This is a genomic window from Amycolatopsis sp. ATCC 39116, from assembly GCF_000231075.2.
Taxonomy (GTDB): Bacteria; Actinomycetota; Actinomycetes; order Mycobacteriales; family Pseudonocardiaceae; genus Amycolatopsis_E; species Amycolatopsis_E tucumanensis.
In genome coordinates, this window is record NZ_AFWY03000041.1 from 57,879 (window position 1) to 70,584 (window position 12,706).

General features: G+C 70.1%; 13 protein-coding genes. 8 read left to right on the plus strand and 5 right to left on the minus strand.

Annotated features, from left to right (window positions below; translation table 11 throughout):
* Positions 1 to 34 precede the first annotated feature (34 nt).
* Together AMY39116_RS0330695 and AMY39116_RS0330700 are read right to left on the minus strand one after the other, a co-directional pair.
* Complete coding sequence (locus AMY39116_RS0330695; protein ID WP_020421436.1) at positions 35 to 469, minus strand: thioredoxin family protein; 435 nt, start codon at positions 467 to 469, stop codon at positions 35 to 37.
* Positions 470 to 476: 7 nt separating this feature from the next.
* Positions 477 to 1,358 carry a DUF2993 domain-containing protein gene (locus tag AMY39116_RS0330700; protein WP_162146057.1) on the minus strand — a complete coding sequence of 294 codons (882 nt, stop codon included), beginning with the start codon at positions 1,356 to 1,358 and terminating at the stop codon, positions 477 to 479.
* Between the two features lie 210 nt (positions 1,359 to 1,568).
* Between AMY39116_RS0330700 and AMY39116_RS0330705 the strand changes: the two genes are divergently transcribed.
* From AMY39116_RS0330705 to pstB, 6 genes are all read left to right on the plus strand, one after another.
* The gene (locus AMY39116_RS0330705; protein WP_020421438.1) at positions 1,569 to 2,321 is read left to right on the plus strand and encodes a response regulator transcription factor; all 753 of its coding nucleotides are present in this window, start codon (positions 1,569 to 1,571) and stop codon (positions 2,319 to 2,321) included.
* Between the two features lie 19 nt (positions 2,322 to 2,340).
* Entirely contained in the window at positions 2,341 to 3,246 is a 906-nt protein-coding gene (gene mshD / locus AMY39116_RS0330710; protein ID WP_020421439.1) for a mycothiol synthase, read from the plus strand.
* A gap of 215 nt (positions 3,247 to 3,461) precedes the next feature.
* A complete protein-coding gene (pstS, locus tag AMY39116_RS0330715; RefSeq protein WP_020421440.1) occupies positions 3,462 to 4,589 on the plus strand; it encodes a phosphate ABC transporter substrate-binding protein PstS in 1,128 nt (375 codons plus the stop codon).
* Between the two features lie 192 nt (positions 4,590 to 4,781).
* Positions 4,782 to 5,705, plus strand: coding sequence for a phosphate ABC transporter permease subunit PstC (gene pstC, locus AMY39116_RS0330720; RefSeq protein ID WP_020421441.1), 924 nt, complete (start codon positions 4,782 to 4,784; stop codon positions 5,703 to 5,705).
* The gene (gene pstA, locus AMY39116_RS0330725; RefSeq protein WP_020421442.1) at positions 5,705 to 6,631 is read left to right on the plus strand and encodes a phosphate ABC transporter permease PstA; all 927 of its coding nucleotides are present in this window, start codon (positions 5,705 to 5,707) and stop codon (positions 6,629 to 6,631) included. The genes pstC and pstA overlap by 1 nt, the downstream gene beginning before the upstream one ends.
* Positions 6,632 to 6,641: 10 nt before the next feature.
* Positions 6,642 to 7,418: a phosphate ABC transporter ATP-binding protein PstB gene (pstB, locus tag AMY39116_RS0330730; protein WP_020421443.1), complete on the plus strand. Its 777-nt coding sequence runs from the start codon at positions 6,642 to 6,644 to the stop codon at positions 7,416 to 7,418.
* 52 nt (positions 7,419 to 7,470) lie between these two features.
* On the opposite strand, the gene AMY39116_RS0330735 is transcribed toward pstB, so the two are convergent.
* Positions 7,471 to 8,442: a zinc-binding dehydrogenase gene (locus tag AMY39116_RS0330735; protein WP_020421444.1), complete on the minus strand. Its 972-nt coding sequence runs from the start codon at positions 8,440 to 8,442 to the stop codon at positions 7,471 to 7,473.
* Positions 8,443 to 8,584: 142 nt separating this feature from the next.
* Between AMY39116_RS0330735 and AMY39116_RS0330740 the strand changes: the two genes are divergently transcribed.
* Both AMY39116_RS0330740 and AMY39116_RS0330745 read left to right on the plus strand, forming a co-directional pair.
* The gene (locus AMY39116_RS0330740) at positions 8,585 to 9,478 is read left to right on the plus strand and encodes a DMT family transporter (RefSeq protein WP_020421445.1); all 894 of its coding nucleotides are present in this window, start codon (positions 8,585 to 8,587) and stop codon (positions 9,476 to 9,478) included.
* Positions 9,479 to 9,500: 22 nt separating this feature from the next.
* Positions 9,501 to 10,142, plus strand: a complete 642-nt coding sequence (locus AMY39116_RS0330745; RefSeq protein ID WP_020421446.1) for a GTP pyrophosphokinase family protein — start codon at positions 9,501 to 9,503, stop codon at positions 10,140 to 10,142.
* Between the two features lie 4 nt (positions 10,143 to 10,146).
* On the opposite strand, the gene phoU is transcribed toward AMY39116_RS0330745, so the two are convergent.
* Both phoU and AMY39116_RS0330755 read right to left on the minus strand, forming a co-directional pair.
* A complete protein-coding gene (gene phoU, locus AMY39116_RS0330750; RefSeq protein WP_020421447.1) occupies positions 10,147 to 10,812 on the minus strand; it encodes a phosphate signaling complex protein PhoU in 666 nt (221 codons plus the stop codon).
* A 77-nt stretch (positions 10,813 to 10,889) separates the two neighbouring features.
* A partial coding sequence (locus tag AMY39116_RS0330755) for an LCP family protein (RefSeq protein ID WP_369794364.1) occupies positions 10,890 to 12,706 on the minus strand: 1,817 nt, incomplete at its 5' end.

Sequence of the window (12,706 nt, forward strand, 5' to 3'; positions counted from 1 at the left end):
CGCGAGGGCCCACTCAGCCCAGCTGAGCGGCGTGTCAGTCCGTCACCCGCGCCGGGAGGTGCGGCGCGAGGGCCTCCAGCAGCGCGGGCGCCTTCGGCACGCCGCCGACTCGCAGCAGCTCGGTGCCGTCGGAGTCGTAGGCGATCGTGGTCGGCGTGCGCAGCACACCCAGCGCCTGCGCGACCTCCGGCTGGTTCGTCACGTCCAGCTCGACGTGGTTCAGGCCGTCGGTGCGCTCGGCCAGCGGGCCGAGCAGGGCGCGGGTGTGCCGGCACGGGGTGCAGAACGTGGTGGAGATCTGCACCAAGGTGACGCGGGCGCCGGTGTCGAGCACCGCCGCGACCGGCTCGGGCAGCCCGGCCGCGGGCGCCCGGCGAGCCGCCCGGACGCGACCGTTGCGCGCCTTGAGCAGTCCGCCGGCGACCGCCGCGACCACCAGCGTGCCGAGCACGACCCACACGCCCGTCATCCGCGCCTCACCCTCCGGTAGAGCTGGTCGCCCCGCTGAACGTCACGTTCTTGGCCTCGCCCTTGATGGTGACCGAACCGCTGTTCACCTGTACCGCCGTCGGGGTGACCTCGAACGGGAGGTTGCCGGTGTCGATCGTGGCCTTGAAGTTCGGCAGCAGGGCCTGCTGCACAGCTTCGGGAACAACGGTCGTCTCCTTGTCATTCCCGTACTGCAGCCGCTTTGGCACGATGTCGATCACCGTGCCGTGCAGTTCGATCATGGCGAAGCAGAAGATCTCCAGCTGCTGGCCCGCGATCTGCACGTACCCGGAGATGCGGATGCCGGCCCTAGACTTGTCCTGCTCCTCCTCCGTCGTGCCGTCCTGGCCCTGCTGGTCGCCGCCGGAGCCGCTGTCCGTGCCGCTCTCGGCGTCCTGGCCGGTCTCCACGTACTCGATGCTCGACGGCTCGATCCGCAGGTCGTCGACCTTGGTCAGCGGGTCCACCTTGTTGATGTCGCTGGCCTTGATCGTGACCTGGGCCTCCAGGCGTCCGATGTCGATCGCGTCGGTGTTGCCGTTCACCAGGTCCGACAGCGGCGCGGTGACGTCGTAGAGGTCGGCCGTCACACCGACGTCCTGCAGGTCCTTGATCGGCACCCCGGACGCGGACAGTGAGATGTGCCCGTAGTCGCCGCCGATCGCCTGCGTGGTGAACGGGAAACCGTGGATCGTCACGGACGGGTCGTCGCTCAGCTTCAGCTGCTCGCGGGCCTTCTGCGACACCGTGTGCTCGGCGTACGCGGTGAGCCCGAAATCGGCCCCGACCAGGAGCGCGAGCAGCACGACGAGACTGATGACGATGCGGCGGGCTCGGCGTCCACGGCGGCGCGATCCCGCTGGTGGCACGGCTCGGTCCTGGGTCGCAGGTCTGCTCACTCTTCGTGTCCGATCTGTCTCGTGTCCGGCTTCTGGACAGCCCGAGGCTATGGGTCACCAGTGTGACGTCAGTGTGACGGTGGCTGCAGAGCAGGTGGTTTCCGCCTGTTCACCCGCTAGTCTTGTCCGCTAAGACCAGGGGCGCTCAAGGCTACGGACTAGCAAGAAGGCGGTGTGGCGATGAGCCTGGACCTGCTCGTACTCACTTCCGAGGCGGAAGCCACCGCAGTCCTCCCAGCTCTCGACCTGCTGCCGCACACGGTACGCGTCCGGGCGCCGGAGGTCACCGCGCTGCTCGACGCCGGCCACCGGGACGTCATCCTGCTGGACGCGCGCACCGATCTCGCGTCGGCCAAGAGCCTCTGCCGCCTGCTGAAGGGCACCGGCGAGGACGAGGGCAGCACGCCGATCATCGCGGTCATCGGCGAGGGCGGCCTCGTCGCGGTCAGCGCCGAGTGGCGCACCGACGACATCCTGCTCCCCACCGCCGGCCCGGCCGAGGTCGACGCCCGGCTGCGGCTGGCGACCACCCGCGACGGCGGCGCCACCCAGGTGGACACCGAGCTGCGGGTCGGCGACCTGGTGATCGACGAGGCGACGTACACCGCGCGGCTGCGCCGCCGCACCCTCGAACTCACCTACAAGGAGTTCGAGCTGCTCAAGTACCTCGCGCAGCACGCGGGCCGGGTGTTCACCCGCGCCCAGCTCCTGCAGGAGGTCTGGGGCTACGACTTCTTCGGTGGCACCCGAACCGTCGACGTGCACGTCCGGCGCCTGCGCGCCAAGCTCGGCCCCGAGCACGAGCAGATGATCGGCACCGTGCGCAACGTCGGCTACAAGTTCGAGCGCCCCGCCAAGGCGGGCGCCAAGCCCGGCGTGACTTCGCTCAACTTCGAGCCCGGCGAGCTGTCCACGGAGTTCTCCACCCCCTGATCAGGGATAGCGTGAATCCGTGCTGACTGTGGTGTGGGTCGACGAACTGGACGAGACGACCACCCGCGAGGTGCGTGAGCTGCTGCTCGCCGCCCGCGAGGTGGACGGGCGACCGGACATCTCGCCCGGCGAGCCGTTGCCGGGCGAGTTCGCGTCCGGGCCGCACCTGCTGGCCCGCGCCGACGGCGTGCTCGCCGGCTACGCGCACCTGGACACCTCCGGTGACGCGTTCGGCCGCCAGGTGGCCGAGCTGATCGTGCGGCCGGACCACCGGCGCCAGGGTGTGGGCACCGAGGTGCTGTCCGCGCTCGTCGACCGCGCGGGCGACGCTCCGCTGCGCATCTGGGCGCACGGCGACCACCCCGGCGCCGCCGCCCTCGCCGAACGAGCGGGCTTCTCGCGGGCCCGCGAACTGCTGGTCATGCACACCCCGGTCGACCCGGACTGGCCCGAGCCCCGGCTGCCCGAAGGCGTCTCGCTGCGCACCTTCGTGCCCAGCCGGGACGAGCAGGCCGTCATCGAGGTCAACGCCCGCGCCTTCGACTGGCACCCCGAGCAGGGCAGGCTCACGGTCGACGACCTGCGCGCCGAGGAGTCGGCGGACTGGTTCGACGCGGACGGGTTCTTCCTCGCCGAGGACAGCACGGGCAAGCTGCTCGGCTTCCACTGGACGAAGGTGCACCCGGCCAACCCGCGCCGGTTCGGCGGCCGGGAGACCGGCGAGGTGTACGTCGTCGGCGTCGACCCGGGCGCGCAGGGCGGCGGGCTGGGCAAGGCCCTGACGCTGGCCGGCCTGCGGTACCTCCGGGACCGCGGCCTGCCCCAGGTGATCTTGTACGTGGAAGGCGACAACGCGCCCGCGATCGCCGTTTATTCGCGACTCGGCTTCGCCCGCCACGAGGTCGACGTCCAGTACGAACGGTGATCACCGTTCCGTTACGTTAACCCTCCGCCAATGGTTCATCACGGATCGCGAACCTGCAGGTCACGGCCCGGACACGGCACCCGGTCGGGTGAAGTAGTCCCGCTCACATTGGCGGCCTTGTTCACTTTGCGTTCACCTGTACAGAGGGGCGCGTCCACCCGTGCTGCCTAATGTCCGGTTGCGACGAATGGCTATCACTAGCTGGAGGACATGAAGTGAAGATCATGCGGCCGATGGGTGCTCTCGGCATCGCGGCGAGCGCTGCCCTCGTGCTCGCGGCCTGTGGCACCGACCCGGCGTCGACGGGCAACACCCAGCTCTCGGGTGCGGCGACCGCGCCGACCGCGACCGCGAACGTCGAGTGCGGTGGCAAGTCGCCGCTCACCGGCGAGGGTTCGACGGCCCAGAAGACCGCGGTGGACATCTTCGCCCAGCAGTACACCAAGGCTTGCGCCGGCCAGATCGTGAACTACAACGCGACCGGCTCCGGCTCGGGCGTCAAGCAGTTCACCGCGAAGCAGGTCGACTTCGGCGGCTCGGACTCGCCGCTGAAGACCGGCGACGAGCAGACCAAGGCCAACGAGCGCTGCGCCGGCGGCGAGGCCTGGAACCTGCCGCTGGTCGTCGGCCCGGTGGCCATCGCCTACAAGCTGGACGGCGTCTCCTCGCTCACGCTGAACGGCGAGGTCACGGCCAAGATCTTCAACGGCCAGATCACCAAGTGGAACGACCCGGCGATCGCCGCCCTCAACGCGGGCGTCAACCTGCCGGACAAGCCGATCCAGGTGTTCTCGCGGTCGGACGAGTCGGGCACCACCGACAACTTCCAGACCTACCTCGAGGCCGCCTCGAAGGGCGCCTGGACGCAGGGCACCGGCAAGGCCTTCAAGGGCGGCGTCGGCAACGGCGCCCAGGGCTCCAACGGTGTCGCCTCCGGCATCCGCGCCGCCGACGGCGCCATCGGCTACATCGAGTCGTCCTACGTCAAGGACGGCCTGAGCGCCGCCAAGCTGGACAGCGGCTCCGGCGCCGTCGAGCTGACCCCGGAGAACGTGGCCAAGGCGCTCGACGCCGCGACCTTCCGCACCCCGGGCAGCAACGACCTGGCCATGGACCTCAAGGCCATCTACGCCAGCAACACCCCGGGCGCGTACCCGCTGCTGCTGACCACCTACGAGATCGTCTGCTCGAAGGGCTACGACGCCGACACCGCCAAGGCGATGAAGGCGTTCCTGACCGTGGCTGCCACCACCGCCCAGCAGCCGATCGCCGAGAAGGGTTTCGTGCCGCTCCCGCAGTCCCTGCAGGACAAGGTGCTGACCTCGATCAACGCGATCTCCTGACGATCGACTGCCACCCCAGAACGGGTTGCACTGAGTAACTGATGAGCGAGTCACTCGCGAGGCGGACGCCCACCGGCGACACCGGTGGGCGTCCGCTTGCGTCTAGACCACTCCCGGAGGCCCCCGATTACGGCGCAACCACCGGCCACTGAGCGAACTCCCTCACTGGCCTCACCGAACAAGACCGCGAAGGTGCGGCCGGGTGACCGCATCTTCAAGAACCTGAGCACCGGCGCGGGCATCTTCGTCGTCGCACTCATCGCGCTGATCGGGATCTTCCTGCTGGTGCAGGCGATTCCGGCACTGAGCGCGAACGAGATCAACTTCCTCACCTCCCGCATCTGGGAGACCGGCGACCCCACCCACCTGCGGTTCGGCATCCTGGACCTGCTGCTGGTCACGATCTACACCTCGCTGGTGGCCCTGATCATCGCGATGCCGATCTCGCTGGGCATCGCGTTGTTCCTGACCCAGTACGCCCCGCGCCGGCTGGCGCGTCCGTTCGCCTACGTCGTCGACCTGCTCGCCGCGGTGCCCTCGATCATCTTCGGTCTGTGGGGCATCCTCGTGCTGGCGCCGAAGATGGCGCCGGTGTCGCAGTGGCTGAACGAGACCCTGGGCTTCATCCCGATCTTCGGCACCGGCAACGTGTTCCCGAACTACTCGGGCACGATCTTCACGGCGGGCGTGGTGCTCGCGGTGATGCTGCTGCCGATCATCACCTCGCTGTCCCGCGAGGTGTTCGAGCGCACGCCGACCGCCCACATCGAGGGCGCGCTCGCGCTCGGCGCCACCCGCTGGGAGGTCATCCGGACGACGGTGCTGCCGTTCGGGAAGGCCGGCTACGTCGGCGCGTCGATGCTCGGCCTCGGCCGCGCCCTCGGTGAGACGATCGCGCTGGCCGTCATCCTGTACATCCCCCGCGGGCACTTCTTCGACTGGAGCGTGTTCGACGGTGGCGCGACGTTCGCGTCGCAGATCGCCGCGAACTACGCGGAGTTCAACAACCCCACGTCGGCCGGCGCCTACATCGCGGCCGGTCTGGTGCTGTTCGTCCTGACCTTCGCGGTGAACTTCGCGGCCCGGACGATCATCGGCGAGCGGAAGGCGGACTGATGACCTCGACACTGTCCGAGACCGAACAGCTGGCGTCGCCGCCGGCGTTCCAGCAGGTCAGCACGGGCCGCAAGGCCAAGAACGCGCTCGCCACGGTGCTGGTGTGGCTGTCGTTCCTGATCGCCGTCGCCCCGCTGGTGTGGGTGCTCTACACGGTGATCGCGAACGGCATCAAGCGCATCCCGTACAGCAACTGGTGGGCCCAGGACTTCGGCTCGGTGCTGTCCGACGAGGTCGGCGGTGGTGTCCTGCACGCCATCATCGGCACGCTCGAACAGGGCCTGATGTGCGCGGTCATCTCGGTGCCGCTCGGCCTGCTGGTCTCCATCTACCTGGTGGAGTACGGGCGGGACAGCAGGCTGGCCAAGGTCACCACGTTCATGGTGGACATCCTCTCCGGTGTCCCCTCGATCGTGGCGGCGCTGTTCATCTACGCGCTGTGGATCACCACGTTCGGCCTGCCGCGCAGCGGGTTCGCCGTGTCGCTGGCCCTGGTGCTGCTGATGATCCCGGTCGTCGTGCGCTCCGCCGAGGAGATGCTGCGGATCGTGCCGGACGACCTGCGCGAGGCCTCCTACGCGCTGGGTGTGCCGAAGTGGAAGACGATCATGAAGATCGTCCTGCCGACGGCCCTGTCCGGCATCATCAGCGGTGTCATGATGGCGCTGGCCCGCGTCATGGGCGAGACCGCGCCGCTGCTGGTGCTCGTCGGTTACTCCGCCTACGTCAACTGGGACCTGTTCGGTGACAACCAGGCGTCGTTGCCGCTGCTGATGAACACCGAGCGGGCCACGAACTCCATGGAACCGGGTAGCGTCGGATTCGACCGGATCTGGGGCGCCGCGCTGACCCTCGTCATCATCATCGCCCTCATCAACCTGATCGCCACGGTGGTCTCCCGCCTGGTCGCCCCGAAGAAGAAGTGAGCGTTCCGCTATGGCCAAGCGAATCGACGTCAAGGACCTCGACATCTACTACGGCAAGTTCCACGCCGTCGACAGCGTCACGCTGTCCGTGCCGCCGCGGAACGTCACGGCCTTCATCGGCCCGTCGGGCTGCGGCAAGTCGACCGTGCTGCGCACGCTGAACCGGATGCACGAGGTCATCCCGGGCGCGCGGGTCGACGGTGAGGTCCTGCTCGACGGCGAGGACATCTACGCGTCCTCGGTCGACCCGGTGCAGGTCCGCCGCACGATCGGCATGGTGTTCCAGCGGCCCAACCCGTTCCCGACGATGTCCATCCGGGACAACGTGGTGGCCGGGCTGAAGCTGGCGGGCACGAAGAACAAGAAGAAGCTCGACGAGATCGCCGAGCGGGCGCTGCGTGGCGCGAACCTGTGGAACGAGGTCAAGGACCGGCTCAACAAGCCGGGCGGCAGCCTCTCCGGTGGTCAGCAGCAGCGGCTCTGCATCGCGCGGGCCATCGCCGTGCGCCCGGACGTCCTGCTGATGGACGAGCCGTGCTCGGCGCTGGACCCGATCTCGACGCTCGCGATCGAGGACCTGATCGCCGAGCTGAAGAAGGACTACACCATCGTGATCGTCACGCACAACATGCAGCAGGCGGCGCGGGTGTCGGACCAGACGGCGTTCTTCAACCTGGCCGGCGTCGGCCAGCCGGGACGGCTCGTCGAGATCAACGACACGGAGAAGATCTTCTCCAACCCGAACGAGAAGGCGACCGAGGACTACATCTCGGGCCGGTTCGGCTGATCGTCCTTCCCCGGCGACCCCCTCGGCCCCGCGCCGAGGGGGTCGCTCGGTTTCAGAGCACCAGCAGGGTCTTGCCCACGGTGGTGCGGTTCTCGACCGCGGCGTGCGCGTCGGCGGCCCGTTCCAGCGGGAACGTCTGCCCGATGACCGGCCGGACGAGCCCCGCGGCCGCGCGGGACATCATCTGCCCCGCCCACCGCGCCACGTTCGGCGGGAACTCGAAGAGCTGCTCGATGCCGATCACGGTCACGCCCCGCTCCCGCGCGTCGTCCGGATCGACGGACGTGGGCTCGCCGCTCGCGGCACCGTGCACGGAGAACCGGCCGCCGCGGCGCGTGACCTCGAACGCGGCCTGCCCGATCGCACCGCCGACGCCGTCGAACACCAGGTCGGCACCCGCGCCGCCGGTCGCGTCGAGCACCTCCTTGGCCCAACCCGGTCGCGTGTAGTCGACCACGACGTCCGCGCCGAGCTCCCGGACCAGTTCGAGCTTCCGGGAGCCGCCGGCGGCGCCGACGACCCTGGCGCCCGCGGCGCGGGCGAGTTGCACCAGCAGGCTGCCCACCCCGCCGGCCGCGGCTTCGACCAGCACCCACTCGCCCGCGGCGATCCCGGCGTTCTCGACCAGGCCCAGCGCCGTGCTGCCGTCGCTGTGGAGCGCGGTGGCCTCCGGCAGCCCCAGGTCGTCGGGCACCGGGAACAGGTCGGCCACCGCCGCGACGGCCCGCTCGGCGAAGCCGCCGGCCTCGCCCGTGCCTGCCACGACCCGGCGGCCCAGCCAGGCCGGGTCGACCTGGTCGCCGACCGCGTGCACCCGACCGGCGACCAGGCTGCCGGGCACGTACGGCAACCGCGGCCGCTCGTGCCAGCGGTCGGTGCCGCGGCGGATCTGGGTCTCGACGAACGACAGGCCCGCGACCGCCACCTCGACCACGACCTGGCCCGTTCCCGGCACCGGGTCCGGCGCCTCCCCGGGAACCAGCACTTCGGGACCACCGAAACCGACCACCTGGACCACGCGCACCGCTGGCTCCCTCTTCGCTCACCGACTCGGTGATCACGAGCCTGCAACCTCCACGTTGGTGGAGGTCAAGCGGGCAGTGAGGCGAATCCGGTGGGAACTGTCGGTGGGTGCCGCTAGCGTCGGGGACGTGGTTCAGGTTTACGTGGACGGTGTCGGCGGGCGGCTGCCGAAGCCCCGGGCGGTCGCGGCTGCCGGGCGGGCGCTCGGCGCCATCCCGCCGCCGCTGCAGGTGCTGATCGGGATCGTCAGCGTGCAGGTGGGCGCGTCGCTCGCCAAGCAGCTGTTCGCGGTCGCCGGGCCTGCCGGGACGGTCGCGCTGCGGTTGTTCTTCGCCGCGGTGGTGCTGCTGCTCGTGTGGCGCCCGGTGCTGCGCATGGGCCGGCGGGCGCTGCCGGTGGTCCTCGCCTACGGCGTGGTGCTGGGCACCATGAACCTGACCTTCTACCAGGCGCTGGCGCGCATCCCGCAGGGCATCGCGGTCACCATCGAGTTCCTCGGGCCGCTCGCGGTCGCCCTGGCCGGGTCCCGGCGCTGGCTCGACGTGCTGTGGGCGCTGCTGGCGGCGGGCGGCGTCGTGCTGCTCGCCGAGACGCGGGGCGACCTGTCGATGCTCGGCATCGTGTTCGCGCTCATCGCGGGCGCGTGCTGGGGGCTCTACATCCTGCTCAGCGCGTCACTGGGCAAGCGCACCGAGGAGGGCAAGGGGCTCGCGCTCGGCATGGCCGTGGCCGCGGTCGCGGCGATGCCTGCCGGTGTGGTCGAGAGCGGCACGAACCTGCTGTCGCCGTGGGTGCTGCTGATCGGGCTCGCGGTGGCGCTGCTGTCGTCGGTCGTCCCGTACTCGCTCGAACTGGAGGCGCTGCGCAAGATCCCGCCGCGCGTGTTCGGCATCCTGATGAGCCTCGAACCGGCCGTCGCGGCGCTGTCCGGGCTGCTGGTGCTCGGGGAGGCGCTGCACCCGCTGCAGTGGCTGGCGATCTGCTGCGTCGTCGCGGCCTCGATCGGGGCGACCCGCTCGGTGCGGGATGCGCCCTGATCGACCTCGGTAGGCTGGTCGCATGACCGTGCTCGACGAAGTCGGCCACTCAGCTGCGCTGCTTCGAGCGCTCCAGCGGGAACTCATGGTCTACAAGTTCGGCATCGACGAGCTGATGACCAAGCTGCGGATCCTGTCCGAGGAGTTCGACTTCGCCAACCAGCACGACCCGATCGAGCACCTGGCGAGCCGCGTCAAGTCGCCGGAGGCGATCCTCGACAAGCTGGCCCGCAAGGGCCTGGAGCCGAGCATCGAGGCGATCCGCGAGCACATCGAGGACATCGCCGGGATCCGCGTGGTGTGCCCGTTCGTGCCGGACGTCTACCTGGTCGCCGAGATGCTGGGCCGCCAGGACGACGTCGAGGTCGTGCGGACCAAGGACTACATCGCCGAGCCGAAGCCGAACGGGTACCGCAGCCTGCACCTGATCGTGCGGATCCCGGTGTTCCTGTCCGACCGGGTCGAACGGGTCAAGGTGGAGATCCAGATGCGCACGGTCGGCATGGACTTCTGGGCCGCGGTCGAGCACAAGCTGTTCTACAAGTACGCCGGCACCGCGCCGGCCGACTTCGCCGACGAGCTGCGCGCGGCCGCGGAAACCGCGGCCGACCTGGACGCGCGGATGACCGCCCTGCACCAGCGGCTGCAGGGCGGCCCGTCCTAGTTCGTCAGAGGTCCTCGTCGTGGGCGTAGCCGGGCATCTTGCCGGTCGCCACGAACACCATCCGCTTGCCGACGGACACCGCGTGGTCGGCGAACCGCTCGTAGAACCGGCCGAGCAGCGTGATGTCGACGGCGGCCGCGACCCCGTGCTCCCAGTCCTTGTCCATGATCACCGTGAACAGGTGGCGGTGGATCTCGTCGACGCGGTCGTCCTCTTCCTCGAGGGCGCGGGCCGCCTCGACGTCCCGGCTCTTGATGACGTCGGCGACCTTCTCCGCCAGCCGGACGTCCAGCTCGCCCATCTCGGCAAAGTAGTTCCGGACCGGCTCGGGCAGGGTGGCCTGCGGGTGGCGGCGGCGGGCCGCCTTGGCGACGTGCAGGGCGAGGTCGCCCATCCGCTCCAGGCTCTCCGCGGCGTGGATCACGGCCAGCACGGTGCGCAGGTCGGTCGCGACCGGCGCCTGCAGCGCCAGGAGCGCGTACGCCTTCTCCTCGTTCTCGGCACGAGCGTCGTCGATCTTCTGGTCGTCGCCGATCACCTGCTCGGCCAGGGACAGGTCCGCTTCGAGCAGTGCCTGGGTCGCCTTCTTCATGGCCGCGGCGGCCTGGAGCGACATGTCCGCCAGGTTCGCGGCCAGGTCTTCGAGTTCGACGTGGTAAGCCTCGCGCATGGCCACACTCTACGACCCGTTCGGGGCAATCGCCGCATCGCGAAGTGAACCCGGAATGAACCGGCGCTAACGAGTTGTCACGAGTCCGACGAGGTCGAACTCGACGACTTCGACGACTTCGACGAGCTGGGCGGCGGGGTCTGCGTCGCGCTCGCGGCCGCCTTCGCCGCCTCGTACTCGGGGGTGCCGGGCAGCGGGGTGTTGTCGATCATGGCCTGGAACAGCTCCTTGGACTTGGTCTCCAGGAGCACTTCGTTGCCGCGGGTGTTCGGCTCGCCGACGGTCGGGACGGTGAGGAACTTCAGCTTGCTGGTGTCCAGGCCCTTCATCGACTGGGCCAGCGTGAGCATCTGGTCGACGCCGATGTTGTCGCCGAAGGTGGCGCGGGCGAACGCGGTCACGAAGTTCGTGAGCTGCGTCGGGTCGGTGATGACGCCCTGCGACATCGCCTTCTGCAGCAGCGCGGTGAGGAACTGCTGCTGCCGCTTGATGCGGCCGTAGTCCGAGGTGGGGTCGCCGACCACGTGGCGGGCGCGGACGAAGCTGAGCGCCTGGTCGCCGGAGATCGTCACGTCGCCGGTCTCGGCGATCACCATCCCGAGGGTGGTGTCCCGGATCGGGCTGTCGACGTGCACGGTCACGCCGTGCACCGCGTCGACCATCTCCTTGAAGCCGCCGAAGTCGATGCCGACGAAGTGGTTGACGCGCAGCCCGGTGAGCTGCTGGACCCACTTGGTGAGGCACTTGGGGCCGCCGACCGCGTAGGCGGTGTTCAGCTTGACCTTGGTGGCCGCGGCGACGATCTCGCTGGAGTAGGTGCCCGCGGCCGCGTCGTAGCGTTCGCAGGCGGGCCGGGAGATCTCCAGGTCGCGGGGGAAGGACACGATCACCGCGCGCTTCCGGTCGGCCGGGACGTGCGCCAGCATGATCGTGTCCGAGCGGGCGCCGCCGACGGTGTCCGCGTCGCCGACGTTCTCCTCGGCGGTGGCGCCGGCGCGGGTGTCGGAGCCGACGATGAGGAAGTTCTCGTCACCGGTCTGGCCTGCCGCGTTCTGGATGTCCGAGGAGTTCTCGTCGAGGGCGGCGATCTCGGTGAACTTGCTGTTGAACCAGGTCTTGGTGCCCCACAGCGCGCCGGTGGCGAGGAAGATCAGCCCGGCCAGCACCGCGCAGGCGATGCGGGTGATGCGGATCGACCGGTCGCTGCGGCGTTGTTTCTTTTCCTGCAGGCGGGTCTGCGGCGCGGCCTTCTCGTCGTCCCCGTCGGACTTCACCGGCGCGACGACGCGCTGCAGCCGGGTGCGGGTCTGCTCGATGAGCGCGACCGGGCGCGCGATGAAGCGCTCGCGGCGCTCCTGGCGCTTGGCCTCCTCGGCGGCGAGCTCCTCATGGGCGGCCGCGAAGCGCGCCAGGGTGTTGTCGATCTTGCGGCGGACCTTGGTGTGATCGCCGACGGGCTCCAGCTCGTCGGTCATCGTCAGGCGGTCCGCGGGGCTCACCGACCGCCCCCGCCCCGGGCGCCGCGGACCACCGGGCCGCTCGACCGGCTCGCGGAGCTGGGTGGCGTCGGATTCCGCTTCGTCGGCCGGGGTGGCTCGCCGGTTGGCGGGCGGAGGGGTGGGGCTGGGGCGAGGTGCCTCGGCGTTGCCGGCCTGCGGCGTGCTCGGCCGGGGTGGGGCGTCGGCACGCGCCGAGGGCTGCGGAGAGCTCGGCCGGGGCGGGGCGTCCGCGCGGCCGGAGGGCTGCGGCGCTTCCGCGAAGCCGCTGGGGTGCCGCGCGTCGGCGCGGTCGGGCTGGGCGCTTGCGCGGCGAGCAGGGGCTGCCGCGCCGTTCGCGGCCTCCACGAAGCCACTCGGGTGGGCCGGGGCGTCGGCGCGGCCGGAGGGCTGGGGTG